The organism is Pseudomonas sp. NPDC089408 (assembly GCF_044749445.1).
Taxonomy (GTDB): Bacteria; Pseudomonadota; Gammaproteobacteria; order Pseudomonadales; family Pseudomonadaceae; genus Aquipseudomonas.
The window spans coordinates 167,096-193,217 of the sequence record NZ_JBIVHY010000005.1 but is presented as its reverse complement, the minus strand read 5'-3'; the positions used below and the strand labels follow the sequence as shown (position 1 = coordinate 193,217).

Annotated in this window: 26 protein-coding genes; 15 read left to right on the top strand and 11 right to left on the bottom strand. The window is 63.7% G+C overall.

What is annotated here, in order from left to right:
• Nucleotides 1-20: 20 nt before the first annotated feature.
• Nucleotides 21-632 carry an FMN-dependent NADH-azoreductase gene (locus ACIP02_RS10835; protein ID WP_400616099.1) on the top strand — a complete coding sequence of 204 codons (612 nt, stop codon included), beginning with the start codon at nt 21-23 and terminating at the stop codon, nt 630-632.
• 195 nt (nt 633-827) lie between these two features.
• Here ACIP02_RS10835 and ACIP02_RS10830 read toward each other — a convergent pair whose 3' ends face one another.
• Together ACIP02_RS10830 and ACIP02_RS10825 are read right to left on the bottom strand one after the other, a co-directional pair.
• Nucleotides 828-1,427, bottom strand: coding sequence for a helix-turn-helix domain-containing protein (locus tag ACIP02_RS10830; protein WP_400616096.1), 600 nt, complete (start codon nt 1,425-1,427; stop codon nt 828-830).
• Nucleotides 1,428-1,466: 39 nt separating this feature from the next.
• Nucleotides 1,467-3,419 (bottom strand): FAD-dependent oxidoreductase, encoded by a 1,953-nt coding sequence (locus ACIP02_RS10825; RefSeq protein WP_400616094.1) that lies wholly within the window; start codon nt 3,417-3,419, stop codon nt 1,467-1,469.
• A 177-nt stretch (nt 3,420-3,596) separates the two neighbouring features.
• On the opposite strand from ACIP02_RS10825, the gene ACIP02_RS10820 reads away from it, so the two are divergent.
• From ACIP02_RS10820 to ACIP02_RS10795, 6 genes are all read left to right on the top strand, one after another.
• Nucleotides 3,597-4,640, top strand: coding sequence for an ABC transporter substrate-binding protein (locus ACIP02_RS10820; protein WP_400616092.1), 1,044 nt, complete (start codon nt 3,597-3,599; stop codon nt 4,638-4,640).
• A 23-nt stretch (nt 4,641-4,663) separates the two neighbouring features.
• The gene (locus tag ACIP02_RS10815) at nt 4,664-5,419 is read left to right on the top strand and encodes a class II aldolase/adducin family protein (protein WP_400616089.1); all 756 of its coding nucleotides are present in this window, start codon (nt 4,664-4,666) and stop codon (nt 5,417-5,419) included.
• A gap of 241 nt (nt 5,420-5,660) precedes the next feature.
• Complete coding sequence (locus ACIP02_RS10810; RefSeq protein ID WP_400616087.1) at nt 5,661-6,545, top strand: EamA family transporter; 885 nt, start codon at nt 5,661-5,663, stop codon at nt 6,543-6,545.
• Nucleotides 6,546-6,739: 194 nt separating this feature from the next.
• Nucleotides 6,740-7,060, top strand: coding sequence for a YbjQ family protein (locus ACIP02_RS10805; protein WP_400616084.1), 321 nt, complete (start codon nt 6,740-6,742; stop codon nt 7,058-7,060).
• A 138-nt stretch (nt 7,061-7,198) separates the two neighbouring features.
• Nucleotides 7,199-7,387 carry a hypothetical protein gene (locus ACIP02_RS10800; protein WP_003253897.1) on the top strand — a complete coding sequence of 63 codons (189 nt, stop codon included), beginning with the start codon at nt 7,199-7,201 and terminating at the stop codon, nt 7,385-7,387.
• A gap of 140 nt (nt 7,388-7,527) precedes the next feature.
• Complete coding sequence (locus ACIP02_RS10795; protein WP_400616081.1) at nt 7,528-7,839, top strand: hypothetical protein; 312 nt, start codon at nt 7,528-7,530, stop codon at nt 7,837-7,839.
• 46 nt (nt 7,840-7,885) lie between these two features.
• On the opposite strand, the gene ACIP02_RS10790 is transcribed toward ACIP02_RS10795, so the two are convergent.
• Nucleotides 7,886-8,218, bottom strand: coding sequence for a hypothetical protein (locus ACIP02_RS10790; RefSeq protein WP_284353762.1), 333 nt, complete (start codon nt 8,216-8,218; stop codon nt 7,886-7,888).
• Between the two features lie 299 nt (nt 8,219-8,517).
• The gene (ampC, locus tag ACIP02_RS10785; protein WP_400616078.1) at nt 8,518-9,660 is read right to left on the bottom strand and encodes a class C beta-lactamase; all 1,143 of its coding nucleotides are present in this window, start codon (nt 9,658-9,660) and stop codon (nt 8,518-8,520) included.
• A 119-nt stretch (nt 9,661-9,779) separates the two neighbouring features.
• On the opposite strand from ampC, the gene ACIP02_RS10780 reads away from it, so the two are divergent.
• The gene (locus ACIP02_RS10780) at nt 9,780-10,772 is read left to right on the top strand and encodes a bile acid:sodium symporter family protein (RefSeq protein WP_400616075.1); all 993 of its coding nucleotides are present in this window, start codon (nt 9,780-9,782) and stop codon (nt 10,770-10,772) included.
• Between the two features lie 166 nt (nt 10,773-10,938).
• Here the strand turns inward: ACIP02_RS10780 and ACIP02_RS10775 are convergent, their stop codons facing one another.
• Both ACIP02_RS10775 and ACIP02_RS10770 read right to left on the bottom strand, forming a co-directional pair.
• Complete coding sequence (locus tag ACIP02_RS10775; protein ID WP_400616073.1) at nt 10,939-11,532, bottom strand: DUF4157 domain-containing protein; 594 nt, start codon at nt 11,530-11,532, stop codon at nt 10,939-10,941.
• The gene (locus ACIP02_RS10770) at nt 11,519-12,082 is read right to left on the bottom strand and encodes a TetR/AcrR family transcriptional regulator (protein WP_400616071.1); all 564 of its coding nucleotides are present in this window, start codon (nt 12,080-12,082) and stop codon (nt 11,519-11,521) included. Before ACIP02_RS10770 ends, ACIP02_RS10775 begins: the two co-directional genes overlap by 14 nt.
• An 89-nt stretch (nt 12,083-12,171) precedes the next feature.
• Here ACIP02_RS10770 and ACIP02_RS10765 point away from each other — a divergent pair, with 89 nt between their 5' ends.
• Nucleotides 12,172-12,903: an SDR family oxidoreductase gene (locus ACIP02_RS10765; RefSeq protein ID WP_400616069.1), complete on the top strand. Its 732-nt coding sequence runs from the start codon at nt 12,172-12,174 to the stop codon at nt 12,901-12,903.
• Between the two features lie 29 nt (nt 12,904-12,932).
• Nucleotides 12,933-13,547, top strand: coding sequence for a 2-hydroxychromene-2-carboxylate isomerase (locus ACIP02_RS10760; protein ID WP_400616066.1), 615 nt, complete (start codon nt 12,933-12,935; stop codon nt 13,545-13,547).
• 88 nt (nt 13,548-13,635) lie between these two features.
• Here the strand turns inward: ACIP02_RS10760 and ACIP02_RS10755 are convergent, their stop codons facing one another.
• From ACIP02_RS10755 to ACIP02_RS10740, 4 genes are all read right to left on the bottom strand, one after another.
• Nucleotides 13,636-14,181 carry a cupin domain-containing protein gene (locus ACIP02_RS10755; protein ID WP_003248033.1) on the bottom strand — a complete coding sequence of 182 codons (546 nt, stop codon included), beginning with the start codon at nt 14,179-14,181 and terminating at the stop codon, nt 13,636-13,638.
• A gap of 81 nt (nt 14,182-14,262) precedes the next feature.
• The gene (locus ACIP02_RS10750) at nt 14,263-15,468 is read right to left on the bottom strand and encodes an MFS transporter (protein WP_400616062.1); all 1,206 of its coding nucleotides are present in this window, start codon (nt 15,466-15,468) and stop codon (nt 14,263-14,265) included.
• Between the two features lie 85 nt (nt 15,469-15,553).
• Nucleotides 15,554-16,087: a cytochrome b gene (locus tag ACIP02_RS10745; protein ID WP_400616060.1), complete on the bottom strand. Its 534-nt coding sequence runs from the start codon at nt 16,085-16,087 to the stop codon at nt 15,554-15,556.
• Entirely contained in the window at nt 16,084-17,136 is a 1,053-nt protein-coding gene (locus ACIP02_RS10740) for a catalase family peroxidase (protein ID WP_400616437.1), read from the bottom strand. Before ACIP02_RS10740 ends, ACIP02_RS10745 begins: the two co-directional genes overlap by 4 nt.
• Before the next feature lie 123 nt (nt 17,137-17,259).
• On the opposite strand from ACIP02_RS10740, the gene ACIP02_RS10735 reads away from it, so the two are divergent.
• On the top strand, nt 17,260-17,781 hold the full coding sequence (locus ACIP02_RS10735; protein WP_201203885.1) for a sigma-70 family RNA polymerase sigma factor: 522 nt from the start codon (nt 17,260-17,262) through the stop codon (nt 17,779-17,781).
• Nucleotides 17,778-18,530: an anti-sigma factor family protein gene (locus tag ACIP02_RS10730; protein ID WP_400616058.1), complete on the top strand. Its 753-nt coding sequence runs from the start codon at nt 17,778-17,780 to the stop codon at nt 18,528-18,530. Before ACIP02_RS10735 ends, ACIP02_RS10730 begins: the two co-directional genes overlap by 4 nt.
• A 343-nt stretch (nt 18,531-18,873) precedes the next feature.
• On the opposite strand, the gene xthA is transcribed toward ACIP02_RS10730, so the two are convergent.
• Entirely contained in the window at nt 18,874-19,686 is an 813-nt protein-coding gene (gene xthA, locus ACIP02_RS10725) for an exodeoxyribonuclease III (protein WP_400616056.1), read from the bottom strand.
• Nucleotides 19,687-19,991: 305 nt separating this feature from the next.
• Here xthA and ACIP02_RS10720 point away from each other — a divergent pair, with 305 nt between their 5' ends.
• From ACIP02_RS10720 to ACIP02_RS10710, 3 genes are read left to right on the top strand one after another with little or no spacing between them, the layout of a single operon-like run.
• On the top strand, nt 19,992-20,642 hold the full coding sequence (locus ACIP02_RS10720; protein WP_400616054.1) for a GNAT family N-acetyltransferase: 651 nt from the start codon (nt 19,992-19,994) through the stop codon (nt 20,640-20,642).
• Between the two features lie 52 nt (nt 20,643-20,694).
• Nucleotides 20,695-22,437, top strand: coding sequence for an autotransporter assembly complex family protein (locus ACIP02_RS10715; protein WP_400616052.1), 1,743 nt, complete (start codon nt 20,695-20,697; stop codon nt 22,435-22,437).
• Nucleotides 22,434-26,108: a translocation/assembly module TamB domain-containing protein gene (locus ACIP02_RS10710; protein WP_400616050.1), complete on the top strand. Its 3,675-nt coding sequence runs from the start codon at nt 22,434-22,436 to the stop codon at nt 26,106-26,108. The genes ACIP02_RS10715 and ACIP02_RS10710 overlap by 4 nt, the downstream gene beginning before the upstream one ends.
• Nucleotides 26,109-26,122 lie beyond the last annotated feature (14 nt).

Here is a 26,122-nt window from a genome sequence, read left to right as displayed (position 1 = left end):
TTCAATCACAGGAGAGTCCCATGAAACTGTTGCACATCGATTCGAGCATCCTGGGCGACAATTCCGCCTCCCGCCAATTGAGCCGCGAAGTGGTTGAAGCCTGGAAAGCCGCAGAGCCAACCGTAGAGGTGGTGTACCGCGACCTGGCCGCCGACGCCATCGCCCACTTCTCTGCCGCTACCTTGGTAGCTGCAGGCACGCCGGAAGACATGCGTGACGCCGCCCAGGCCTTCGAGGCCAAGTTGAGCGCCGAAACCCTGGAAGAATTCCTGGCTGCCGATGCTGTGGTGATTGGCGCGCCGATGTACAACTTCACCGTGCCGACCCAGCTCAAGGCCTGGATCGACCGCGTGGCCGTGGCCGGCAAGACGTTCCGCTACACCGAAGCGGGCCCGGAAGGCCTGTGCGGCAACAAGAAGGTGGTGCTGGTTTCGACTGCCGGCGGCCTGCACGCTGGCCAACCGACTGGCGCCGGGCATGAAGACTTCCTGAAAGTGTTCCTTGGTTTCATCGGTGTAACCGACCTGGAAATCGTCCGCGCCCATGGCCTGGCCTATGGCCCAGAGCAGCGCACCCAGGCGATTGATGCTGCCCAGGCGCAGATTGCCAACGCGCTGTTTGTTGCTGCCTGATCCCCAGCGATAAGCCTGAAACGGCCTCATCGCCGGCAAGCCAACTCCCACATCGACCGCATCGACTTCAAGTCATGTGCAGTAACTATGGGAGCTGGCTTGCCGGCGATGAGGCCGTTTCAGGCTACCGGGATTGTTGCATCAGCCGTACGTTGATGGCACCGCAACGGTGTTACGCAGGCCTGCAGGCGTGCTTCAGAATGTTGGCGGCGTGATCACCCAGATCACCACGGCATCAACCTCGCCCGGGTTGCCATAACGGTGCGGCTCCTGGCTCGAGAAGCTGAAACTGTCGCCTTCGCCCAACTGGAAGTGCCGCTCGCCCACCCACAGCTCAAAGACGCCGCTGAGGATGTAACCGGCCTCTTCACCGTCATGGCTATAGCTTTGCTGGCTATAGGTGCCCGGGGGAAAGCGTGAGTGCAGGATCTCGAGCTGTCGATTGGGCTGTGGGGTCAGCAACTGATCGACAATGCCGTCTTCGTAATGCACGCTCAGGCGGCTGTTGCGCCGCACCACGTAGCCCTGGTCCTCGGGTGCCGTGGTGGCTTCGCTGGCGAAGAACCACTGGATGGTCACGCCCAGGCTGCGGGCAATGTTGAAGAGCGCCGGAATCGACGGGTAGGAGAGGTTGCGCTCCAGCTGGCTGATGTAGCCAGCGGTCAGTTCACTGTGTGCGGCCAGCTCCGCCAGGGTCATGCCGCGGCGCTTGCGCAGGCCGCGGATGCGGGTGCCGAGAAACTGCGGCGCGGCGGCCCCGGTTTCAGGGGCGGGGGACAGGGGGAGTTGGCTCATGCACGTCGGTCCATCGTAAAAGGCGCAGTATGTACAGCCTCAAAGCGCCCAGGCAACCGTCAGGCCATCGTGAATCGCTTCTTCGGCGGTACGCGGTGCCAAGCAGTCGCCAATCCGCCGTACCTCTACCAGGCCTGCCAGTTCGCTGGCCAGGCGGTCTTCCGGCTGATGGCCCAGGCACAGCACCAAGGTGTCGATGCCTTCGAAGATCATCGGTTCGCCGCTGGCGGTGTGCTGCAGGTACACCGTGTTGTCGTCGCTGCCATACAGGCGGGCATAGGGGGTGATGGGTATGCCCAGGCGATGCAGTTCACCGGCCAGTTGGTCGCGCACATACAGCGGCAGGCTTTCGCCGCAATGCGTACCGTTGACCGCCAACTGCACCTGATGGCCCTCGCGAACCAGCCTTTCGGCGATACCGGGGCCGATCCAGTCACAGCGCCAGTCGACCACCAGCACCGAGCGGCCCAGCTTCACTTCATTGCGTAGCACTTGCCAGGCATCTACTACCTGCAGCTCGCCGGTGCGCTCGAATGCCGGCCAGTAGGGTGTGGCGCCCGTCGCGGCAATGACCAGGTCGGGGCGTTCGCGTTCGACCAGGGCGCGGTCGACGCGGGTGTTGCGCACGACTTCCACACCGGCCAGGGCCATTTCCCGCTGCAGGTTGGTGCTAGCCCCGCCGAACTCGCTGCGCCGTGGCAGCAACTGCGCCAGCAACACCTGCCCACCCAGTTGCGGGCCGGCCTCGTACAGCGTCACCTGGTGCCCGCGTGCGGCAGCCACGGCGGCAGCCTTCATGCCGGCCGGGCCGCCGCCGGCGACCAGGATGCGCTTGGGCGATTCAGTGCGCTTTAGCTGCCCGTACTGCAGTTCACGTCCGGTTTCCGGGCGCTGGATGCAGGAGATGGCCAGGCCACGATGGAAATGACCGATACATGCCTGGTTGCAGGCGATGCAGGCCCGTATGTCCTCGACCTGGCCCCGCTCGGTCTTGTTCGGCATTGACGGGTCGCAGATCAGCGCCCGGGTCATGCCGCATACATCGGCCTGGCCGCGCGCCAGGATCAGTTCGGCTTCCTGGGGCTGGTTGATGCGCCCGGTAACGAATAGCGGGATATCCAGTTGCTGCTTGAAGGTACCCGCCTCGCGGGCCAGGTAGGCGGGCTCGATGGCCATGGGCGGGACGATATGCACGGCGCCGCCGAGCGAAGCCGAGGTGCCGGCGACGATGTGCAGGTAGTCGAGCTGGCCCTGCAAGGCAACGGCGGCAGCCAGCGACTCGTCTTCGCTCAGGCCCTGGCTATCGCGCTCGTCGGCGCTGATGCGCAGGCCGATGATGAACTGCTCGTCGGTGGCGGCGCGCACAGCGGCCAGCACTTCGCGCAAGAACCGCAGGCGTTGTTCGAGGCCGCCGTTGTAGCCATCTGTGCGCAGGTTGACCCGTGGGTTGAGGAACTGCGCCGGCAGGTAGCCATGGCTGGCGACCACTTCAACGCCGTCCAGCCCGGCCTGGTGCAGGCGGCGGGCCGCACCGGCATAGCCCTGGACGATCTCGTCAATCATGGCCTGGTCGAGGGCGCGTGGCATGACCCGGAAGCGCTCGTTGGGTACCGCAGAGGCCGAGTAAGCCACTGCTAGCAGGCCGTCAGCCGATTCCATGATCTCCCGCCCGGGGTGAAACAATTGCGACAGCACCACGGTGCCGTGTTCATGGCAGGCCTCGGCAAGCTGGCGATAGCCTTCGATGCAGGCATCATCGGTGGCCATCAGCACATGCGAGGTGTAGCGGGCGCTGTCGTGTACCCCGGCAACCTGCAGCACGATCAGGCCAACGCCACCCGCTGCGCGATCGCGCTGGTAGGCGATCAACTTGTCGTTGACCAGGTTGTCGGTGGGCAGGCAGGTGTCGTGGCCGGTGGACATGATGCGGTTCTTCAAGCGCTTGCCGCGGATCTGCAAGTGTTCAAACAGGTGGGGGAAGGCGTTCTGCATACAGGCGGCTCCGGTGCGCTGTTGTTCTTGTTTTGTTTATGAAAGTGTAGCTTCAGTAAAAAATCAACTTGTTTTTTTACTGTTGCCCGACTAGGTTTTCTTCACCCTCACCGCGAGGGCGTGACCTCACAACAACAAGAAAACGGGCCTACCCGGCACCGTCAGGAGGAAACCCGCATGCAATTATTTCCACGTGTGACCGGCCTTTTTGCAGCCTTGCTGGCCCTTGGCCTGGGCAATGCGCAAGCTGCGCCACAGATGGTCGTGGTCGGTTACGGCGGCGCCGGCCAGAAGGCCCAGGACGAGGCGATCTTCAAACCCTTCAGTGCCCAGGACGGCAGCAAGCTGATCCAGAGCGAGTACAACGGAGAAATGGCGCGGATCCAGGTCATGGCCGATACCGGCAATGTCGACTGGGACGTCGTGCAGATCGAAGGCCCCGACCTGATGCGTGGCTGTGACGAAGGTATCTACGAGCATTTGGATTGGCAGCGCCTGGGCCATGTAGGCGAACTGGTGCCTGATGCCGCACAGGATTGTGGGTCGGCGGCGCTGGTGTGGAGCGTGGCCATTGCCTATGACCGCAACAAGCTGGCCCAGGCGCCGGCTTCGTGGGCCGACTTCTGGGACGTCAGCAAATACCCGGGCAAGCGTGGCCTGCGCAAGCGTGCGGTGTACAACCTGGAGTTCGCCCTGCTGGCTGACGGGGTCAAGGTCGAGGACGTTTACCAGGTGCTGTCGACGCCGGCCGGCGTCGAGCGGGCCTTTGCCAAACTCACGGAACTCAAGCCCTACATCCAGTGGTGGGATGCCGGCGCGCAGCCCGCACAATGGCTGACCGCTGGCGACGTGGTGATGACTTCGACCTACAGCGGGCGGATCGCCGTGGCTGCGCAGCAGGGTAGCCCGTTGGCAGTGGTTTGGCCGGGTAGCCTGTATGGCATGGACTACTGGGCCATCATCAAGGGCTCGAAGCATGTCGACCAGGCCAAGCGGCTGATCGCCTATGCCAACCAGCCGGACACCCAGGTGCGTTATGTGCAGCAGATTCCCTATGGGCCAACCAACACCCAGGCAGCGGCAAAGCTTGACCCTGCGCTGGCCAGTTGGGTGCCCACATCGCCGCAAAACCTGCGGGGGGCACTGGCGATGAATGTAGAGTTCTGGGTCGACCATGGTGAAGAACTGGAGCAACGCTTCAATGCCTGGGCTACCAAGTAGCCATCAGCACAGGGACATCGACAATGACTGCAAGCGAACAATGCCTGCGCCAGGAACTGGCAGCCTGCTACCGGCTGATTGCCCATTTCCGCATGAGTGACCTGATCTTCACCCATATCTCCCTGCGCCTGCCGGGGCCGGAGCATCACTTCCTGATCAACCCGTATGGCCTGCTGTTCGACGAGATCACCGCCTCGAGCCTGGTGAAGATCGACCTGCAGGGGAGGCCGGTCGAACCCACGCCGCACCCGGTCAACCCGGCCGGGTTCGTCATTCACAGCGCAATCCACGCCGCCCGTGAAGATGCCCAGTGTGTGCTGCACACGCATACCCGCGCGGGTTGTGCGGTGGCGGCGCTGGAGTGTGGGTTGTTGCCAGCCAACCAGATGTCCATGGAGTTTTACGGCAAGGTGGCTTACCACACCTACGAAGGCATCGCGCTGGACATGGATGAACGGCAGCGACTGGTGGCCGACCTGGGAGACAAGCCGGTGATGATCCTGCGTAACCATGGCCTGCTGACCACCGGGCGCAGTGTTGCCGAAGCGTTCCTGCGCATGTTTTACCTGGAGAAGGCGTGCGAGATTCAGCTGGCGGCGCAGAGTGCCGGGCAGTTGGTACTCCCCGCTGTTGAGGTATGCGCGCATACCGAGCAGCAGTTCAACGCGCCGGGGAGGGGGTTGAAGCAGGGTGAGCTGGCCGATCCGGATGCGTTGCCGTTGGCGTGGGCGGCGTTGTTGCGGCTGTTGGGGCGGGTGGCGCCTGGTTACAGGGACTGACCCGTTCCACCATGCTAGCGCGGTCCCTTGTAGGAGCGGCCTTGTGTCGCGAAAGGGCCGCGCAGCGGCCCCGGCTCTTTATGCGGCGAAGCTGAGATCCTGGGGCCGCTGCGCGACCCTTTCGCGACACAAGGCCGCTCCTACATGCAACCCTTGGCCACAACTGTGCTGGTCCCCACGAAAGGAATAGCCTTATGCTGTAACGAAATATGTCTATAAAAGCCTGCAGAAGGAAGTCGCAATGCCGCTCAAGGACCTGCTCATCGCCCTGGTGGTGATTGTCGCCTGGGGAGTCAACTTCGTGGTCATCAAGGTTGGCCTCGACGGTTTGCCGCCGATGTTGCTGGGGGCATTGCGCTTCTTGCTGGTGGCGTTCCCGGCGATTTTGCTGGTCAAACGGCCGAAACTGCCGTGGCGCTGGCTGATCGCCTATGGCGCGACTATCTCGCTGGGTCAGTTCGCCTTCCTGTTCCAGGCCATGTACAGCGGCATGCCGCCCGGGCTGGCCTCGCTGATTCTGCAATCACAAGCATTTTTCACCCTCGGTTTTGCTGCATTGTTCCTGGGTGAGCGGTTGCGCCTGGCCAGCGTACTGGGGTTGCTGGTTGCGGCCAGTGGCCTGGCCCTGATCGGCAGCGAAGACGGCGGCCATGTGCCGATGCTGGCGCTGGTGTTGACGTTGTGTGGCGGCGCCATGTGGGGAATGGGCAACATCATTACCCGGCGCTTTGGCTCAGTTGACCTGGTGGCGCTGGTGATCTGGGGCGGGCTGATCCCGCCGCTGCCGTTCCTGGCGTTGTCCTGGTGGCTGGAAGGGCCGGAGCGGATAGGCCATGCCCTGGCCAATATCAGTTGGAGCTCGGTGCTGGCGCTGGCCTACTTGGCTTTTGTTGCCACCATGCTGGGCTACAGCCTGTGGAGCAAGCTGCTGTCACGCCACCCGGCAGGCAAAGTGGCACCGTTTTCGTTACTGGTGCCCGTGATCGGCTTGAGCTCGTCGGCACTGCTGCTGGGCGAACGGCTGACTGCAACCCAGGGCTGGGGCGCCTTGCTGGTGATGGCCGGTTTGTTGGTGAACGTGTTTGGCGCACGTATCGGCCAGCGTTTGCGGGCAGCCAGCGCCTGAGTAAACGCGCATTCAGACGCTGACGCAGTTCCATGTAGGAGCGGCTTTAGCCGCGAACACCGGCGAAGCAGGTGCCATCCACCGCGTTGGATTCTTCGCGGGTGAACCCGCTCCCACAGTGGAGAGGCATATCCGCCGGAATTAGGCGCTCTGTTAGAATCCGCCTCTTTTGTCACCAGGCCAACGGAGCACCCATGATCATTTCCACCACCAGCCAGCTCGAAGGCCGCCCGATTGCCGAATACCTGGGCGTAGTCAGCTCCGAATCGGTGCAGGGCATCAACTTCGTGCGCGATTTCTTCACACGTGTTCGCGATGTCTTCGGTGGCCGTTCGCAAACCCTGGAAAGCGCGCTGCGCGAGGCCCGCGAGCAAGCCACCGAAGAGCTCAAGGCGCGGGCACGCCAGTTGCAAGCCGATGCAGTAGTGGGCGTGGATTTTGAGATCAGCATGCCGTCCGTTCAGGGCGGCATGGTCGTGGTATTTGCCACTGGCACAGCTGTGCGCCTGAAGTAGGGCACTTTGCCACTGGTCGGCTATCTGGTTCTTGTCCGGGTGGTCTGCAAATGACCGGCTAGTCTCAGTCTCAGGAGGCGCGTTTGTTGGGCAACTCTTCTGGTTGCCGGCGCGACCGCCACTGGAGGGACACAGGGCATGAGCGAATCCTTTTTCGAAGACCTGAACGATGCGTTCCCGATCAACAGCCAGGTGCGTTGCGGCCAGGCGGCATTCCGCCTTGGGTTCGCCCACATGACGCTGGATGATTCTGAACAGCTCCAGCCTGCACACCTGCAGCGCAGCAAAAAGGGCCGCTTCATGCCGCGGGTACCGCTGAAGAAGTGATCCCGCCCCAACATCACCCCGCCCAATGGCGGGGTTTTTATTGCCATTCGTTGATCCGCCTCATGGTAATGCCGGGTAGCACTCGCCGAATGGGCGAGGCTGTGGTTTTCTGGCGCGGCATTCCTGCAACGGAGGATTGAATGCTCATGCGAGTCAGGGAAGAGACCTATTGGCAATGGGCTGACGCCCATTTGCACAGCCGCAGCCACGACGAAGCCCTCAGCGACGGCACCACACTGGATGTACAGGTGCGCTTGTCGCGGCTGGGTGCAACGCAGTTGTTCCTGGGGCTGTATGGCGGGGATGGGCGGGCATTGCTGGAGGAGTATTACCCCGCACGACCAGGCGAGACCATGACCCGTGCGCTGGTGTGGGGCGTCGACCGCGCCCGGGCCATGGCGACGGGCGCCTTGCCCTTGCCGGAAAGCCGCTTGCGGCGGCGCCAGGCATGAAAAAGCCCGGCCTATACAGGCCGGGCTCTGGTAAGGGTGCGAACCCTCAGTTCAGCGGCTCGATCACCTTGACTGCCTGCTGCTCACGGGCAGCGGGCCATTCTTGTTGCAGGGTCTGCAGCACGCGGCCAACGAACTCGGTGTCGGCGGCGGCTTTCTTGCCGACGTAGCCCTGGCCACGGCGGTAGACCTTGAAGCGGGCACGCATGCTGGGCAGGTGCTCTTCAAATTCATCTTCGATGGTATTCGGTGGCAGGCGGTCCAGGCGCACTTCACCGGTTTGGCTAACCCACAGCAAATGGTCGTCAAGGCTGTCCTTGCGTACGGCGAACAGCTGGGCCAATTGGTCGATAGTCGGATTGTTGTTCAAGTTCATCATAAAGCCCCCATTACCCATTCGTAGGTGATTTTCGTAGTTGGCGCTACCACGGTGTAGCGCACTACCAAGGCTGCTACAGCAGCATCGCAACAGGGGCTTTCTCACGCTGCCTTTTGGACAGTTCCCTCTCCACGGACGGCCTGCGTTACCGCGCAGGCCGTCTGGAACACCCTTGCCACCGCTCCCGATCAGGGAGACGGCTTCATCATGCACAAGGGCGATGAACGGCGTCAACCATTTTGTAGTGAATATTTTTTGGCACTACAAAGTGTTGTTTTGTTCGACAATCAGCCTGCGCACTACAAGCCCGAGAGGATGTCGAAGGCCGCACGTACGCGTGCTTCGTTGGGGTAGTTTCGATTGGCCAGCAGTACCACGGCCAGTTGTTCATTGGGCACAAAGGCGGCATAGGCGCCGAAGCCGTTGGTTGAGCCGGTCTTGTTGTACCAGGCCGCCGCCAGCGCTGGCAGGGCAGGTTGCAGGCGTGTGGTTGCCTGCGGCTCACGGGTCAGCCGTGGGCTGTTGCCATCGACCAGCGTGCTCAGCGTGACCGGGTAGGGGTAGCGCTCCCAGCCCAGGCCTTGAGCCATGGCGCCGACCTGGAAGTAGCCTTGCCGGGTAATGGCCGTGGCTTTTACCAGCGCCGCTGGCAGGCCCTGCGGCTGCATGTGCAGGCGCACGTAGCGCAGCAGGTCGCTGGCGCTGGTCTTGATGCCGTAGGCCTCGTCGGCGTAAGGGCCGGGGCCTACGCGCACTGGCTTGTCGGCGGCGTCGTAGCCCTGGGCATAAAGCCCTTGGGCGCTGGCTGGAACCTGCAGGTAAGTGTTTTCCAGGCCCATTTGCGCCAGCAGCCCGTCGGTCATCAGCGTGGCAAACGGTTGGTGCTGCGCGCGGGCTGCCAAGTCACCGAACAGGCCCAGGCTGGGGTTCGAGTAGCAACGCTGGGTGCCGGGTTTGGCGCGAGGTTGCCAGTGGCGGAAAAAATCGACCACCTGTTGCGGTGTCTGCACCGCATCCGGGAACTGCAACGGCAGGCAGTCGGCGCTGTAGGCGCCCAGTTCCAGAACGGTCGCATCGCCGATCGGAGTCCCGGCCAGTGCCGGGTGATAGCGCTTGGCCGGGGCTTCAAGGTCCAGCTTGCCTTCTGCACTGGCCAGCGCGGCCAAGGTGGCGGTGTAGGTCTTGCTCAGCGAACCGATCTCGAACAGCGTGTCACGGCTTACCGGCACCTGGTCGGCCTTGCTGGCCACGCCATAACTGAAGTAGTGCGCGTGATCGCGGGCATAGATGGCCACGGCCATGCCGGTGATGCCTTGTTCCTGCATTAACGGGCGGATGATCTGGTCGACCTTGGCCTGCAACTGGTCATCGGCCTGCGCGCTGGCATGGCCCAAGGTGAGGGTGATGGCGGCTGCAACTGCGGCCAGGCGAAAGAGGGGCATGGGCGAGTCCTTGTATGAATCGTGTCCGTTGGGCGATACCGCCGGGGCTTCCGGCGTTAGCGGCGTAAAGCCGAAAACCTTATCGTCTGCCTTTGCACAATGACAAGACGGAAACTCTGATGAAGTATTTGCGCATGTTATTCGACAACTTCACCCTGGCCTTGCTCGGGGTGGTCTTTATCGCCACCGTGCTGCCTTGCTCGGGCGACGGCGCGGTGTATTTCGGCTGGCTGACCAACCTGGCCATCGGCCTGCTGTTCTTCCTGCACGGCGCCAAGCTGTCGCGCGAAGCGATCATCGCCGGTGCCGGGCACTGGCGCCTGCACCTGCTGGTGTTCTCTTGCACCTTTGTGCTGTTCCCGCTGCTGGGCCTGGCGTTCAAGCCGTTGTTCGTGCCGCTGGTGGGCAATGAGCTGTACCTAGGGGTGCTCTATCTGTGCGCCTTGCCGGCTACCGTGCAATCGGCCATTGCCTTTACCTCGCTGGCCCGCGGTAACGTCCCGGCAGCTATCTGCAGTGCGGCGGCCTCCAGCCTGCTGGGGATCTTCCTCACCCCGTTGCTGGTGATGATGTTGCTGGGTGCCAGTGGCGACACCGGCTCTGGTCTGGATGCGGTACTGAAGATCACCCTGCAATTGCTGGTGCCGTTCGTGGCCGGGCAGATTGCGCGGCGCTGGATTGGCGCCTGGGTCAAGCGCAACGCCCGCTGGCTCAAGGTGGTGGACCAAGGCTCGATCCTGCTGGTGGTGTATACCGCTTTCAGCGAGGCGGTGGTGACCGGGCTGTGGCACACGGTGTCGCCACAGCACCTGGCCGGGCTGTTCGTGGTGTGCGGCGTCCTGCTGGCGGTGGTGCTGTTTGGCACTCGTTGGCTGAGCAAGGCGCTGGGCTTCGACCTTGAGGACCGCATCACCATCCTGTTTGCCGGCTCCAAGAAAAGCCTGGCGACGGGGGTGCCGATGGCCCAGGTGTTGTTCGTGGGCAGTGGCATTGGCGCAGTGATCCTGCCGCTGATGCTGTTCCATCAGATTCAGCTGATGGTTTGTGCGGTGCTGGCGCAGCGTTATGCCAGCCGCGAGCAGGTGACAGAAGAGGCTTCGGCGGCGTCCTGATAACGCCAGTGGCCACTGGCGCGGTCCCTGTGTAGGAGCGGCCTTGCGTCGCGATGGGCTGCGAAGCAGCCCCGGCATTTTTGCATCTGTGCGGAAACTCTGGGGCTGCTGTGCAGCCCATCGCGACACAAGGCCGCTCCTACACGGGATTGCGCAATGGCTGGGATTAGCGGGCCTGCCCAGAACCCCGCTCGCGCAACGCCTTGCCCACTTCGGCCTCGATCTTGTAGGCCGGTCCTTCCAGGTCGTCGTAGTTGCGCGTATAGCGCCGGGCGAATTCCTCTACGCCCAACTGCTGATACTGCTGCACATGCTTGAGCTCATGCGCCCACAAGGCCACGTTGTCCTCGGCATCACTGCTGCGCCGGAAGATGATCGTGTCGATCAGCGTCACGGCGTTCACGTCAGGGTTCTGCAGCAGTGCATTGGCTGCGCTCATCTGCTGTTCGTCACCCACCCGAAAGCGAGCCGCATCCAGCACGGCAAAGTCATACCAGGGTTCGAGCTGCGCGCGGATATGCAACGGGATCGGCTGCACACCGCTGGCCCTCGCTTCGTCACGGGCCTGGCGCAAGGCATAGGTGAGGCTGGAAGAGGCCATGACCTCGACATCCTTGAGGATCTGCCCGGCCTGGCCGGGGTCGATCGGGGCGCAAAAACAGCCCATCAGGCACACCTGGTATTGCCCGGGCGGGCAGGCTTGCTCGGCTAATGCCGGTACAGCCAACAGTAACCCCAGCAAGGCACTAATCCGCTTCATGCAGCGCCTGTTCGACAAACGCGCGGCTAGCACCCAGCACCTGTGCTTGCACGCTTTCGCTGGCGAGCATGCGCCCCACCAGCAATGCCCCTACGCACTGGCTGATCAGCACCCAGGCCAGTTGCTCATCCTCCAGGGTGGTGCTCCAGGCCTGGTGCAGTTGCAGTAACCAGTGCTCGGCCACTTCGCGCACCGGCGCTTCGGCGCGGGCAATTTCCACCCCAAGGGGCGGCAGCGGGCAGCCATGCTCGGCATTGTGCAGATGCGCCAGGCTCAGGTACTGCTGCAGGCAGCGGGCCAAGCGCTCGCGGCTGGCACCCTGGCTGGCCAGGCGCGCCAGCGGGCTGTTGCAGAGCTCCTGGCGCACCACCTCGGTAAACAGGTCGTCCTTGGACGGGAAGTGGTTGTAGAAAGCACCGCCGGTCAGGCCGATCGCCTTCATCAGCCCGGCCACCCCGGTGCTGGCGAAGCCCCCACGCTTGGCCAGCGCGCCGCTGCTGGCCAGCAACCGTTCGCGGGTTTGCTGCTTGTGTTCGTTCGAGTAGCGCATTCACATGCCTCTGCAGGCGGGCTTGACGATGACCGCGATCATAACATAGCGTTCGTTTACTAAACGATCATTCACCAATGGGGGCAGGCATGGCAGAACAACAAAAAGTGGTGCTGGTGATTGGTGCAGGGGATGCAACCGGCGGCGAGATAGCCAAGCGCTTTGCCCGCGAGGGCTACATCGCCTGTGTAACCCGGCGCCAGGCGGACAAGCTGCAGCCGTTGCTGGAAGAGATACGCGCCGCTGGCGGCCAGGCCCATGGTTTTGGCTCTGATGCACGCAAGGAAGACGAGGTGGCCGAGCTGGTGGAAACCATCGAGCGCGATATCGGCCCGATCGAAGCGTTTGTCTTCAATATCGGCGCCAATGTGCCATGCAGCATCCTTGATGAAACCCCGCGCAAATACTTCAAGATCTGGGAAATGGCTTGCTTTGCCGGCTTTCTCACTGCCCAGGCGGTGGCCCGGCGCATGGTCCAGCGTGAGCGCGGCACGCTTTTGTTCACCGGGGCGACTGCCGGCACCCGTGGTGCAGCCGGTTTTGCCGCCTTCGCGGGGGCCAAGCACGGCTTGCGCGCTTTGGCCCAGAGCATGGCGCGCGAGTTGGGGCCACGCAACATCCATGTTGCCCATGTGGTGGTAGACGGCGCTATCGACACTGCCTTCATACGTGACAGCTTCCCCGAGCGCTATGCCCTCAAGGCGCAGGATGGCATCCTCCATCCGGCGCACATTGCCGACAGCTACTGGTATCTGCACACCCAGCCCCGAGACGCCTGGACGTTCGAGCTGGACCTGCGCCCCTGGATGGAACGCTGGTAAACCCTCATCACCACGCAAGGACCACGAGCATGCACAAGACTGTCGACTTCCATTTTGACCTGGGCAGCCCTGCCAGTTACCTGGCCTGGACCCAACTGCCTGCGCTGTGTGCCCGAGAGGGTGCCACGCTGCGTTACCGTCCCATGTTGCTGGGTGGTGTGTTCCAGGCAACCGGCAACGCCTCACCGGCAATGATCCCGGCCAAGGGGCGCTACCTGTTTACCGACTTGGCGCGCTTTGCGGCGCGCTATGGTGTGCCGTACGGTTTGCCGCCAGGCTTCCCGGTCAATACCTTGGCCCTGATGCGCGGTGTGGTGGGTACCCAGCTGCGCTCGCCGGAGCGCTTCGAGCCGTTGTTGGCAGTGTTGTTCAATGGCCTGTTTGCGCAGCGCCGCAACCTGAGCGATAGCGCCGTGCTTGACCAGACGCTTGTTGAAGGCGGCTTCGATCCCCAGCTATTTCACGCCTTGGCGGCGGATGACGAAGTAAAAGCAGCACTCAGGCAGGCGACCGAGGCGGCCGTGGCGCGCGGAGTATTTGGCGCACCCACCTGTTTTGTGGGCGATGAGATGTTCTTTGGCCAGGACCGCCTGGACTTTGTCGAGGCAGCACTGCGTCAGGGCGCCCGCAGCGTTTCCAGCTGAGTGCGTTCCCACAGGCTGTGCTGTTCGGGGCCGCTGTGCGGCCCTTCGCGGGCGTGCCCGCGAAGGGCTGCAAAGCAGCCCCATTCAATCAGAAATTCGCCGGTGTATTGGCGCTGATGATCTCGGCCTCATCCGGGCCGATATTCTTGAAACTGTGCGGCAGGGTGGTGGGGATATAGTAACCATCGCCCGAGTTGAGCACGCTGACTTGGCCATCGACCCACAACTCGACTGTGCCACGGGTGACCAGGCCGCATTCTTCACCTTCGGCATGCACGATCGGCTCGCCCGAGTCGGCACCCGGTGCATACAGTTCACGCAGCATGCGCATCTGCCTGCCTTCGACGCTGGCACCTACCAGCAACATGCGCAGGCCGTTGCGGCCCAGGTCCGGCTGCTCGCCGCCACGGAACACGTAGCGCTCTTCGCGCACCGGCTCGTCGAAGCTGAAAAACTCCGCCAGGCTCATGGGAATGCCTTCGAGCAGTTTTTTCAGGGAGCTGACCGAAGGGCTGACGCGATTCTGTTCGATCTGCGAAATCGTCGAATTGGTCAGCCCGCTGCGGCGGGCCAGTTCCCGTTGGGAGAGGTTGTTGCGTTCACGCACCAGTTTGAGTCGCGTCCCCGTGTCCATAGCCGCCTTGTAATCAGAGGTGTTTAAAATAATGAGCGATGCGCATTAAAACACACTCTGCACGGTTACGCGCTGTGCATCTCAAACCCTTTGTTCACGCGGCATTGGCCACAGCCCGACCAGCAGCAACAGTGCCGCTACGGCCAGGAATGGCAGGCGCGGATCAACGGCGTACACCAGGGTGCCGGCCAGTGGGCCGATCACCGCACCCATGCCCTGGGCTGCCCCAATGGAGCCGGCGGTAGCGCCTTGCTCGGAAGCCTGCATGGCATTGGCCGCCAGTGCCGAGAACGCCGGGAACACAAAACCCATGCCAGCAGCCGCCACAAAGTAGCAAGCCCATAGCCAAGGCGCCGTGGTGGCCAGCGAGCCGCAAGCAAAGCCCAGCGCCGAGACCGTCGCGCCAACCCGTATCATCTTCAGCGGTGGCCATTCCAGCTGGCGCAATATCACCTGCGCCAGTATCAGCGCCACGCCCACCGTGGTCAGGGCAATGCCGGCAGTCTGAGCGGCCTCGGCCGGCCCCAGGTGCAGGCGGTCAAGGGCGAAGAAACCGACGATGATCTGCGACACGGTTACGCTCAGCATGGCGCTGAATGCCACCAGCAATGGCCGGCGCAGGCGTGGGTCGTTCAGCCGTACCAGGCTCGGCGCATGGCTGTGGGGGAGCGCTTGGGGTTTCAGGGTGAACAGCAGCACAACGAAGGCGCAGGCCGGCAGCAGCGACATGATATGGAACGGCAGGCTCAGGCTGTGCCGCGCCAACAGCGCAGCCAGGGCAGGGCCAACCACCAGGCCGATGGCGTTGGCCGCCCCGAGCGAGGCCATGGCCCGCGCGCGGCGTTGGGGTTCGACATGGTCGGCGATCAGCGCGTTGCAGCCCACCGGGATGGCGGCGTAAAAGGCGCCGATGCAGCCGCGTGCGACCATCATGCCGATAAACGCCAGGGTCGCCCCCGGCATCCAGCGCAACGCCCCCTCGATGAACAGGCACAGCAGCCAGTAGGCCAGGGTGAAACCGGCGCTGCCCAGCAGCAGGATACGCCGTCGGCCCAGGCGGTCTGCCGCACGGCCCCAAGGGCGGGCCAGCAGCACCCAGACCACGCCGGCCACGGTAACGGCAGCGCCCGCTTGCCAGGTGGCCATGCCAAGCAGGCGGGCGATCGGGCCGATGAGGGCGACGAAGGCCATCATCGACATGGTACAGGCCATGTTGGCCAGCAGCAGTGGGCGCAAGTCCAGGGTGCTGGCGGGTAGAAGGGTTGCAGGATCCTTTGCGACGTTCATTGGGTAGTCCAGGGCAGTTCGGCAAATAGAAAACCGATCTTATTAAGCATTATTATCGATTGTCGAACCCCTGGGCTGCTGCAGGTCATTCACTGCGGCGAAAAGGGCCAGGCCACATGCTACGCAACACGCCGTCCCGGCGCACCCATGCGTGCATCAATGCCGCGCCCACATGCACCAGCACGGTAGCGAACAACAGATAGCCGGCCCAGCCATGCGCCTGGCGCAACACCGCATACAGCTGCAGGTTGTGCGGGACGATGGCGGGCAAGCCCAGCGGGCGTGGGTAATCGCCGGCCGACAGCATGGCCCAGCCCAGCAGCGGCATGGCCAGCATCAGGCCGTAGAGCACCAGGTGCGAGGCGCCGGCGGCCCTGCGTTGCAGCGCTGGCAGGTCTTGCGGCAGGGGTGGGTGGGGCACGGCCAGGCGCACGCCAATGCGCAGCACCACCAGCAGCAGCAGGGCCAGGCCAGTGGCCTTGTGCAGGCTAATCAGCACGGGGTGGCGCGTTGACAGGTCGGCCACCATGCTCACGCCAATGAAAAGCATGGCCAGAATCAGTACTGCCATCAGCCAGTGCAGCAGGCGGGCGAAGGGGTGGAAGGCTTCGGGCTTCATGGGCGGGCTCCGGTGCTGAGCGATTCACGGCTGCGGCGGTTGAAGGATTCCGAATAGGCGGCGGAACGGGCGGCAAGGATGGGGTCGCCGGAGGCTTCGATGCCTTTTGGCAGGATCAGCGGGTCGAAATTGATGTCGCGGCAGGCCCCTTGCTCAGGGGCGTCGACCTGCTCCAGCACCAGGGTGCCGGCGTCGACGCTGCGCCGCTCGGCAGGCCAAGGGCGGGCAGGGTCATCCACGGCATCGCCCGGCTCGGCCAATACCAGGCGCAGGGTCCAGCGCAACGGGCCCTGCGCCAGGCGTTGCTGCAGGTCGTGTTGCAGGAACTGCTTGTCATCCACCTGGCCAGGTAACGCGGCAAACGTGGTTTGTGGCTCAAGCTGCCAGCGCACCGGGTGGGCTGCGCCGGTGGCATCGATCAGGCGGAACGCATTGATGCTGTGGTACTGCGTGCTGGCGAAGCTGTCGCTGGGCTTGTAGCTCGCTGCCCACTGGCGGAACGCCGCGCTTTCCGGGTGGGCGGCGAAAAATGCTTGCATCTTGGCTGGGTCCGGCTTGCCGGTGGCCGGCACCGGGGCGCCGGCCAGCACCTGCTCGTAGAACCCTTGCGGCGTGCTGACCGCGAGCACTGGCGGGTTGTTCATGCCGGTGCGCCAGACCTGGCCATCGTCGGTGCTTAGTTCAATGGCCAGGCTACGTACCGGTATGCCGGTGTCCGGGGCGAACGGGTTGGCGCCACCGATGGCGAAACGGCCGATAACGGGCACCCGTTGCTGGCTGAAAGCGCGTGCCGTGGACAGGTTGGCGGCCTGGCCGCTGGGTTGGAAGTAACCGCTGACACACAGGCCCTTGGCGTGGTTCTTGCGATAGCCCGGGTAGTGCCCGGCCTGGGCTTCGAAGGTATCGATGATGCGCTGTGGCGTCAGCCGTGGTTCACCGAGCCAGCCGGCGGCATAGGCAAAGCCGGCGCCTGCGGCCAGCATCACGGCGCCGATGGCGGCCAGGCGCAAGGCCTTGGCCGGGCCGTGCAGAGGTGGGTTCATGGTTATGGTCCGGTTCAGTGAAGGTGCCTGTACGACGCAGCAGGGAAAAATTTATTCCCTCAGCGGGAATAGAATGTGTTCACAGGCGTCTGCCCCTTACACTGACAACCCAAAAGCCGGGACCTAGCCATGCACGACCTGGACGACCACCAATGGCGCGAACTGCTTGCGCGCCTGCGCCGCTTTGCCGTGTGGTTGACCCGCGAGCCAGGCAGTGCCGACGACCTGGTGCAGGCCACCGTCGAGCGGGCGCTCAGCCGGCGCGATCAGCAGCGCGACGTGGATGCACTGCGCGCCTGGCTGTTCACCATTCTTTATCGGTTGTTTCTCGACGGTAAGCGCCGCGAGCGCCTGCATGCCCGCTGGTTGTCCTGGTTCGGCCGTGCCGAGCGCGACGACGAGCCGGTTGGCGACAACCTCGAAGCCATCGTTTTGGCCCAGGCCGACCTGCAGGCGTTTGCCCGATTGACGGCCGAGCAGCGGGCCTTGCTGCTGCTGGTCAGCATCGAAGGTTTGAGCTACAAGGAGGCCGCCCAGGCCCTGGGTATTCCCATCGGCACTGTGATGTCGCGCCTGTCGCGCGCGCGCAATGCCTTGCGCGAACTGACCGAGGGCAACCCCCAGCCACCGGCCTTGCGGAGACTTAAATGACGCGCCTGATCCCCAGCGAAGACGAACTGCACGCTTACGTCGATGAGCGCCTGGAACCTGTGCGCCGTGCCGAGGTGCAGGCCTGGCTGGCCGCCAACCCGCAGGCAGCGGCGCGGGTGGAGGGCTGGCGCGCCGATGCCCGCCGGCTGCGTGCGGCATTGGCCGGGTTTGGCGAACAGCCCGGCGCCACGCCACTGGAGCTGGGCCCGTTGCGCCGGCAGTTGCGCCAGCGCCGTCAGCGGCGCTGGGCAACCGCTGCGGTGTTGCTGCTGGCGGTAGGCATCGGTGGCCTGGGCGGCTGGCAAATGCGCGGTGCGACGCTGGCGCGGGTTGATCTGCCGATGGCCGATGCTGTGCAGGCGCACCGGCTGTTTGCTGCCAGCCAGGCGCTGGACATCCAGGCCAGCGACCCGGGGCAGTTGCGCGACTGGTTGGGGCGGCATTTCAGCCGTGTGGGCCAGTTGCCGGACCTGGCGGGCTATGGGTTCAAACCGGTGGGTGCGCGTTTACTCAGCAACGAACAAGGGCCGGCGGCGTTGCTGGTTTTTGAAGATGGCCAGGGCCAGCGGATCAGCCTGTTCATGCGCTCACCCAGCGAGCAGTACCAGCGCATGCCGGACGGGCAGCGAGTCGATGGCCAGCTGGAGGCGCGCTATTGGTCGCATGGGGCCTACAATTTTGCGTTGGTCAGCGCAGCGGATGATGCGCGCGGGGCAGGGCTGGGGCAGGCGTTGCGGTTGGGGCTGTGAGTAGGGGGGCAAGGTGCATGTCTTGGGGTTTGTGGTGCCAGGGAGATCGAGCGCCGCCCGCGCGGCGCTTCGCGGGGCAAGCCCGCTCCCACATCTGTTTCGGGCCAATTACTCCTGTGAGGTCACCTCTGCCCGCCTTGTTTGTTCCATTCGATATCGGCTGCGCCACTGCTCTTCATCAATCTCAAGCCATGCACCCAGGGTGCGCGCGCCAAGGCACAGGAATAATTGGCCCGAAACAGATGTGGGAGCGGGCTTGCCCCGCGATGCGCCGCGCGGGCGGCGCTCGATCTCACTGGCACCACAAACCCCAAGGCAAGCACCTCAGACCCCACCATTAACCTCAGCTCAATTCCAACCAGATCGGCGCATGGTCCGAAGGCTTTTCCATCCCGCGCAGTTCATAGTCCACACCCGCCGCCTTGATCCGCGGCACCAGCGCCTGCGAGGCCATGATCAGGTCGATGCGCAGGCCGCGTTTTGGGTCGTCTTCAAAGCCGCGGCTGCGGTAATCGAACCAGCTGAAACGGTCGCTCACGTCCGGGTACAGGTGGCGGAAGCTGTCCACCAAACCCCAGCCCTTCAAGCGTTCCATCCACTCGCGCTCTTCCGGCAGGAAGCTGCACTTGCCGGTCTTCAGCCAGCGCTTGGCATTGTCCGGCCCGATGCCGATGTCGCAGTCCTGCGGCGAGATGTTCATGTCGCCCATCACCAGCACCGGCTGATCATTGCGGAACTGGCCCTCCAGCAGTGCTTGCAGGTCGCTGTAGAAGCGTTGCTTGGCCGGGAACTTGGTGGGGTGGTCGCGGCTTTCACCTTGGGGGAAATAGCCGTTCATGATAGTGATCGGGTTGCCCTGGGCATCGGCGAAGGTGCCCCAGATGAAGCGGCGCTGGGCGTCTTCTTCATCACTGGCAAAACCCTTGTGCAGGCTCAACGGCGCCTGGCGCGAGAGCAGGGCGACGCCGTAATGGCCTTTCTGGCCGTGATAGTGCACGTGGTAACCCAGTGCCTGCACATCGGCCAGTGGGAACTGATCGTCGCTGACCTTGGTTTCCTGCAGGCCGATAACGTCTGGCTGGTGCTTTTCGATCAGCGCCGCCAACTGGTGCGGGCGGGCACGCAGGCCGTTGATGTTGAAACAGACGATCTTCATGGAAAGACAATCCCGGTAAAAGGCGCGATGCTAGCCGACATTGCCCTGCATCACCAGCGTGGCGGGTTGGCGAGCTGGCTGCTAGGGTTTGTACGAAAAGTCGCCGAGCGGCGATCAGGCAAGGCGAAAACAGGCGAGGAAGCGGAGTTTGCTAGTTGCAAATGAGCATTCCGAGCCTGTTTTCAACGCAGCATGATCGTCGCGCAGGCACTTTTCGTACAAAGCCTAACGTGCTGTGGGGGGGAACGAAGCGCGGTGGTGAACCTCCAAGGCACAGTACGCCCATTCCAGGAGGTCTGCCCGCAATGCCCGAAACCACAGCCGCCCCGGCCCGTGTCTGCCTGCTCGATGACGGCTACAGCCGCGAGGCGCGTTCGCTGCTGTACAACGCCTACCGCCACGAGCCTACCTTTGCCTATATCTTCGAGGCCCAGCGCCCTGGCTACGAGCGGCGCTTGCGGGTAATGGTGCGCGAATGGGTGCGGCAGCACTTCTACCTGCAATTGCCTGCCATCGGCCTGTTGCTGGACGATCGCCTGATCGCTGTGGCCCTGATCGTGCCGCCGCTGCGCCGTTTGGGTGTGGCTGACAGCTGGGCCTGGCGCCTGCGCATGATCCTCGGTACCGGCCCGCGCTGTACCCGGCGTTACATGGACTACCAGGCTGCCCTCGCCACCTGCCTGCCTACCGATCAGGTACACGTTCTGCCGTTACTAGGTGTGCATCCGCAGTTTCAGGGCAAGCACTACGGCGAGCAATTGTTACAAGCTGTGCACGACTGGTGCGCGGAAGACCCAGGTACCCAAGGGGTGGTGCTGGACACTGGCAATGAGCACTATCTGGCGTTCTACCAACGTCAAGGCTATGAGGAAATTGGCGAGGTCGCTGTAGGACCAATCCGGGAGAGGGTGTTCTTTCATCCCAATCCGGTCTCTTCGAATTCCGCTTTTGCCTGAACAGGCCGCAAGGCGGCTCCCTTGAGCGTTCGGGTCTGGTAGCATTTGCCGCATGACGTATTCAGGAAGATTGACCTGGGGCCTGGTTTTCTGGGTCGCCAGTTTTGCAGCATGGGGCCAGAGCGAGTTGCTGGTGAAGGTTAAACCGGCCAACAAGGCGCTCAAAGCCAATGTCGAAGGCTATATAGGCACTTTGGGGGACCGCGATGAAGAAGCGCTGCTGCGCTTCAGTCGCGGGGCAGAGGAGCAGGCGCGCAAAGCCGTGCAGGCACTGGGCTACTATCAGGCGCAGATCGATACCGAGGTCAAGCCTGCCAAGGACGCCGAGCATTCCCCCCAACTGATCATCAACATCAACCCGGGCGAGCCCATTCGCCTGCGCAATGTGGCCGTGCGCATCGAAGGCCCGGCCAGCGAAATGAAGGCCTTTCGCCTCCCCGACAGCAAGGCGCTGCGTGCCGGCGAGCAACTCAACCACGGCCTGTACGAAGATGCCAAGCGGCTGATCCAGAACCAGGCATCGCGCTACGGCTTCTTCAGTGGCCGCTTCAGCAGCCAGCGCCTGGCGGTCGACCCTCAGGCGGGCGTGGCCGATATCGAACTGGTTTACCAAAGCGGCCCACGCTATCGCCTGGGCGCTGTCACTTTCAGTGGCGACACGCCACTGGATGACGACCTGCTGCAGCGCATGGTGTCGTTCAAGCCGGGTACCCCCTACGACTCGGAACTGATCGCTGAACTGAACAATGACCTGCAGTCGAGCGGCTATTTCGAAGGTGTGCGCGTCGATGCAGCACCCACTGCCGCTGTCGGTGAAGAAGTACCGGTGGATGTCCACCTGGAAACCCGCAAACCCCGCACCATGGGCCTGGGCCTGGGTTTCTCGACCGACGTCGGGCCGCGCGGCAAGGCCAACTGGACGCGCCACTGGGTCAACCCGCAGGGCCACAGCTATGGCTGGGAGACCGAACTGTCGGCGCCGCGGCAAAACGTCGGCCTGTGGTATGACATCCCCCTCGACCCGCCGCTGACCGACAAGCTGCGCTTTGCCGGCGGCTACCAGAATGAGGAGCTTGCCGGTACCGACACCCTCAGCAAGCTGCTGACGGTTGGCCCCGAGTGGCACAGCAAGCTGCCCAGCGGCTGGCAGCGGGTCATTTCGCTCAAGTACCAGCGCGAAGAGTATCGGCTGGGTGATGACGCCGGGTTGAGCAACCTGCTGATGCCCGGCATCAGTTACTCGTTCCTGCGCAGTGACAACCGTATCGACCCGCACAACGGCTACCGCCTGCAGTTCGACGCACAGGTGGCCAAGGAAGGGCTGGTCTCCGATACCAACCTGTTGCACGGCAACGTATTGCTCAAGGGCCTGACCACGCTCGGCCACAACCACCGCTTGCTTGGCCGCGTGCAGTTTGGTGGCAGCGCGACCAATGGCTTCAAGAACAACATTCCGCCGTCGCTGCGTTTCTTCGCCGGTGGCGACCAGAGCGTGCGCGGTTACGACTACCAGACCCTGTCGCCGAAGAACAGCGACGGCGACCGCATTGGCGGGCGCTACCTGGTGGCCGGGAGTGTCGAGTACCAGTATTCGCTGACCGAAAAGTGGCGGGTTGCAACGTTCGTTGACCAAGGCAACTCGTTCAACGACCTGGAACTGCCCACCCTCAAGACCGGCGTCGGCTTTGGTGTGCGCTGGGTATCGCCGGTCGGGCCGCTGCGCCTCGACCTGGCCAAGGCACTGGACGACGACGGGGGCATTCGCCTGCACTTTTCCATGGGGCCTGAGCTGTGAAACGCGTGATCAAATACATTCTGCTGGGCCTGCTTGGGGTTGTCGCGAGCCTGGGCCTGGCACTCGGCCTGCTACTGGGCACAGAGGCCGGCAGCCGCTGGGCACTGGGCAAGGTGCCCGGGCTTGAGGTAACCGACTTCCAGGGGCGTCTGGCGGGCAGTTGGCAAGCCAGTCGGCTGAGCTGGGCCGATGCTGGCAGCAAGGTCGAGGTGCAGGCACCCCTGTTGGCCTGGTCGCCTGCCTGCCTGCTGCGCGCCACCTTGTGCATCGACCGCTTGCAGGCACAACGCATCGACATGGCGTTTGCCCCGAGTACCGAGCCGGCCGACAATAGCCCGCTGCAATTGCCGAGTCTGCGCCTGCCCCTGGCCATCGAACTGGGCGAGGTACAGATTGGCCAACTGCGCCTGGATGGCAGCGACCTGCTGGGCGACGTGCAGCTCGCGGCGCATTGGACCAACAGCGGCATGCGCATCGACAGCTTGCACCTGCAGCGCGACGACCTGCAGCTGAACCTTCAGGGCGATATCCAACCTGAAGGTGACTGGCCGGTAAAGCTCCAGGCTCAACTGCAACTGCCCGCGGTAGAGGGCAAACCCTGGCAGTTGGCGTTGAATGCCGACGGCGAACTGCAAAAGACCCTGACACTTGCCGGTACCAGCAGCGGTTACCTAGACGCCACGCTGAGCGGGCAATTGCAGGCGTTGGCCGAGCACCTGCCAGCGACCTTGCAGATCCGCGCGGAAACCTTCAAACCGGCCGGCTCCTTGCCTGATACTTTGCAGCTGAACCAGCTCAAGCTCGACGCCAAAGGCGACTTGCTCAAGGGCTACCAGCTGTCGGGCACGGCCAGCCTGCCGGCAGAACAATCGCCGATCGCCTTGGCGTTGTCCGGCCTGGTCGACAGCAAGGGCGCAAAGCTCGATGCCCTGGACCTCGCTGCCAGCGACACCCAGCGCGTCAAGCTGCAAGCCACGGTCGACTGGCAGCAAGGCCTGGCTGCTGATGCACAACTGGACTGGCAAGACTTTCCGTGGCTGCGCCTGTATCCTCTGGAAACCCCGCCCGAGGTCACCCTCAAACACTTCAATACCCAGGTGCATTATCGCGATGGCAAGTACACGGGCACCTTCAACGGTGACCTGGACGGCCCGGCCGGGGCGTTCAGCCTGGCCAGCCCGTTCGAAGGCGACCTCAGCCAGGTGGAACTGCCACAACTGGCGCTGACGGCAGGCCAGGGCAAGGCTGCCGGTAGCGTTGCCGTACGTTTTGCCGACAACCTGGCCTGGGATGTCGACCTGCAGCTCTCCGCACTCGACCCGGCCTACTGGCTGGCTGAATTGCCTGGCACGCTGGCAGGGCCGCTGCGCAGCAAAGGCGAAATGAACGGTGACGTACTCACGCTTGAAGCCAAGCTTGACCTCAAGGGGCGCCTGCGCGGCCAGCCGGCCGTACTCAAGGCCGAGGCCCAAGGGGCAGGGCAGAGCTGGACCTTGGGCGCTCTGGCGATTCAGCTGGGTGACAATCGCATCAACGGCAGTGGCAGCCTGCAGCAGCGCCTGGCCGGGCGAATCGACCTCGACCTGCCCCGCCTGGGCCAGCTGTGGCCACGCCTGCAAGGCCAGGTCAAGGGCCGGCTGGATGTTGCCGGCACCTTGCAGGCGCCACAAGGCACGTTCACCTTGCAGGGCCAGCGCCTGGCCCAGGCGGAAAACCGCCTGCAGCAGCTGGACCTGGATGCCCGCCTGGACAGCGCCCAACGCGGCGTGATCGACCTCAAGGCTACCGGTATCCACCTGGGTGACACGGCGCTGGGCACGTTGCAGGCCAATGGCAAAGGCGACATCCGCCAACAGGCACTGAACCTGGCGCTGGATGGCCCGCAACTCAAGCTCGACCTCGGCCTGGACGGCCAGTTGAACAGGGGCGACTGGCGCGGGCGACTGGCCAGTGGGCGAATCCAGGCCGGCGGCCAGGACTGGCAGTTGCAGGCGCCGGCGCGGCTGCAGCGGCTGGCCAGCGGGCAGCTCGACTTCGGTGCCCACTGCTGGCGCTCGGGCCAGGCCAGCCTGTGTGGTGACGACCAGCGCCTGGCGCCCGAGCCGCGCCTGCGCTACCACCTCAAGCAGTTCCCGCTGGAAAGCCTGGCGCAATGGTTGCCGAAGGACTTTGCCTGGCAAGGCCTGCTCAATGCCGACATCAACCTCGACATCCCGGCCAGTGGCCCCAAGGGTACTGTGGTGGTCGATGCCAGTGGTGGCACCCTGCGTGTGCGCGACAAAGGCCGTTGGGTCGACTTCCCGTACCAGGCCCTGCGCCTGGACAGTACGCTGGCTCCGCGGCGCATCGATACGCGCCTGGCGTTTCGGGGTGAGCGCCTGGGCGAGTTGAACGTCAACGCCCGGCTCGATCCACTGGGCAAGAACAAACCGCTGTCGGGTGATTTCCGCCTGGCCGGGTTGGACCTGTCGGTGGCCAGGCCATTTGTGCCGATGGTCGAGCGCCTGGCCGGGCAGCTCAATGGCAGTGGTCAGCTGTCGGGCACGTTGCTGGCGCCGCAGGTCAACGGCAACCTGATGCTCAGCGGTGGCGAAGTCAGCGGCGCCGAATTGCCTGCCAGCCTGCAGGACTTGTCATTGCAGGCGCAGATTGCCGGCGAGCAAGTGCAACTTAATGGTAATTGGCGCAGTGGCGAGGCCGGGCGTGGCCAGTTGAGTGGCAACCTCACCTGGGGCCAGGCGCTGGGCATGGACGTGCGCGTGCAAGGCCAGCAACTGCCGGTCACGGTCGAACCCTATGCCACGCTGGAAGTTGCCCCGGACCTGACCTTGCGCCTGATCGACGACAAACTGGCGGTCACCGGCAAGGTACAGGTGCCCAAAGGCAAGATCACCGTGCGCGAGCTGCCGCCATCCACCGTCAAGGTGTCGGATGACACGGTAATCGTTGGTCACCAGACCGAAGAGGGCAAGCCACCCATGGCGATGGCCATGGATATCGACGTCGAAGTGGGCCGCGACAAGCTGTCGTTCAGTGGCTTTGGCCTTACCGCCAACCTGCTTGGCCATGTGCACATTGGCGATAACCTCGACACCCGCGGTGAACTGAGCCTGGCCGATGGCCGCTACCGTGCCTACGGCCAGCGCCTGACCATCCGCCGGGCGCGGTTGCTGTTTGCCGGGCCGATCGACCAGCCGTACCTGGACATCGAAGCGATTCGCCAGGTGGATGATGTGATTGCCGGTATTCGCCTGAGCGGCAGCGCCGAACAGCCGACCACCAAGGTGTTCTCGGAGCCGGCCATGAGCCAGGAGCAGGCGTTGTCGTACCTGGTATTGGGGCGGCCTCTGGGCACCTCTGGAGAGGACAACAACATGCTCGCCGAAGCGGCATTGGGCCTGGGCCTGGCCGGTAGTGCCGGTATTACCGGCAGCCTGGCGTCGAGCCTGGGCATCGACGACTTCCAGCTCGATACCGAAGGCTCGGGCAATACCACCAGTGTGGTCGCCAGTGGCAACCTCACCGAGAAGTTGAGCCTGCGTTACGGGGTAGGGGTGTTCGAACCGGCAAACACCATCGCGTTGCGCTACAAGCTGAGCAAGAAGGTCTACCTGGAGGCGGCCAGCGGGCTGGCCAGCTCACTGGATATCTTCTACAAACGCGACTTCTAGATCGCCAGCGGGGT

Excerpts from the sequence above, each read along its gene's own strand:
- ACIP02_RS10825 (WP_400616094.1), bottom strand. The coding sequence starts at position 3,419 with ATGCAGAACGCCTTCCCCCACCTGTTTGAACACTTGCAGATCCGCGGC.
- ampC (WP_400616078.1), bottom strand. The coding sequence starts at position 9,660 with ATGCCCCTCTTTCGCCTGGCCGCAGTTGCAGCCGCCATCACCCTCACC.
- ACIP02_RS10720 (WP_400616054.1), top strand. The coding sequence starts at position 19,992 with ATGCCCGAAACCACAGCCGCCCCGGCCCGTGTCTGCCTGCTCGATGAC.
- ACIP02_RS10795 (WP_400616081.1), top strand. The coding sequence starts at position 7,528 with ATGCTCATGCGAGTCAGGGAAGAGACCTATTGGCAATGGGCTGACGCC.
- ACIP02_RS10735 (WP_201203885.1), top strand. The coding sequence starts at position 17,260 with ATGCACGACCTGGACGACCACCAATGGCGCGAACTGCTTGCGCGCCTG.
- ACIP02_RS10805 (WP_400616084.1), top strand. The coding sequence starts at position 6,740 with ATGATCATTTCCACCACCAGCCAGCTCGAAGGCCGCCCGATTGCCGAA.
- ACIP02_RS10760 (WP_400616066.1), top strand. The coding sequence starts at position 12,933 with ATGCACAAGACTGTCGACTTCCATTTTGACCTGGGCAGCCCTGCCAGT.
- ACIP02_RS10800 (WP_003253897.1), top strand. The coding sequence starts at position 7,199 with ATGAGCGAATCCTTTTTCGAAGACCTGAACGATGCGTTCCCGATCAAC.
- ACIP02_RS10830 (WP_400616096.1), bottom strand. The coding sequence starts at position 1,427 with ATGAGCCAACTCCCCCTGTCCCCCGCCCCTGAAACCGGGGCCGCCGCG.
- ACIP02_RS10770 (WP_400616071.1), bottom strand. The coding sequence starts at position 12,082 with ATGCGCTACTCGAACGAACACAAGCAGCAAACCCGCGAACGGTTGCTG.
- ACIP02_RS10815 (WP_400616089.1), top strand. The coding sequence starts at position 4,664 with ATGACTGCAAGCGAACAATGCCTGCGCCAGGAACTGGCAGCCTGCTAC.
- ACIP02_RS10750 (WP_400616062.1), bottom strand. The coding sequence starts at position 15,468 with ATGAACGTCGCAAAGGATCCTGCAACCCTTCTACCCGCCAGCACCCTG.
- ACIP02_RS10780 (WP_400616075.1), top strand. The coding sequence starts at position 9,780 with ATGAAGTATTTGCGCATGTTATTCGACAACTTCACCCTGGCCTTGCTC.
- ACIP02_RS10835 (WP_400616099.1), top strand. The coding sequence starts at position 21 with ATGAAACTGTTGCACATCGATTCGAGCATCCTGGGCGACAATTCCGCC.
- xthA (WP_400616056.1), bottom strand. The coding sequence starts at position 19,686 with ATGAAGATCGTCTGTTTCAACATCAACGGCCTGCGTGCCCGCCCGCAC.
- ACIP02_RS10765 (WP_400616069.1), top strand. The coding sequence starts at position 12,172 with ATGGCAGAACAACAAAAAGTGGTGCTGGTGATTGGTGCAGGGGATGCA.
- ACIP02_RS10775 (WP_400616073.1), bottom strand. The coding sequence starts at position 11,532 with ATGAAGCGGATTAGTGCCTTGCTGGGGTTACTGTTGGCTGTACCGGCA.
- ACIP02_RS10810 (WP_400616087.1), top strand. The coding sequence starts at position 5,661 with ATGCCGCTCAAGGACCTGCTCATCGCCCTGGTGGTGATTGTCGCCTGG.
- ACIP02_RS10755 (WP_003248033.1), bottom strand. The coding sequence starts at position 14,181 with ATGGACACGGGGACGCGACTCAAACTGGTGCGTGAACGCAACAACCTC.
- ACIP02_RS10745 (WP_400616060.1), bottom strand. The coding sequence starts at position 16,087 with ATGAAGCCCGAAGCCTTCCACCCCTTCGCCCGCCTGCTGCACTGGCTG.
- ACIP02_RS10820 (WP_400616092.1), top strand. The coding sequence starts at position 3,597 with ATGCAATTATTTCCACGTGTGACCGGCCTTTTTGCAGCCTTGCTGGCC.
- ACIP02_RS10730 (WP_400616058.1), top strand. The coding sequence starts at position 17,778 with ATGACGCGCCTGATCCCCAGCGAAGACGAACTGCACGCTTACGTCGAT.
- ACIP02_RS10715 (WP_400616052.1), top strand. The coding sequence starts at position 20,695 with ATGACGTATTCAGGAAGATTGACCTGGGGCCTGGTTTTCTGGGTCGCC.
- ACIP02_RS10790 (WP_284353762.1), bottom strand. The coding sequence starts at position 8,218 with ATGATGAACTTGAACAACAATCCGACTATCGACCAATTGGCCCAGCTG.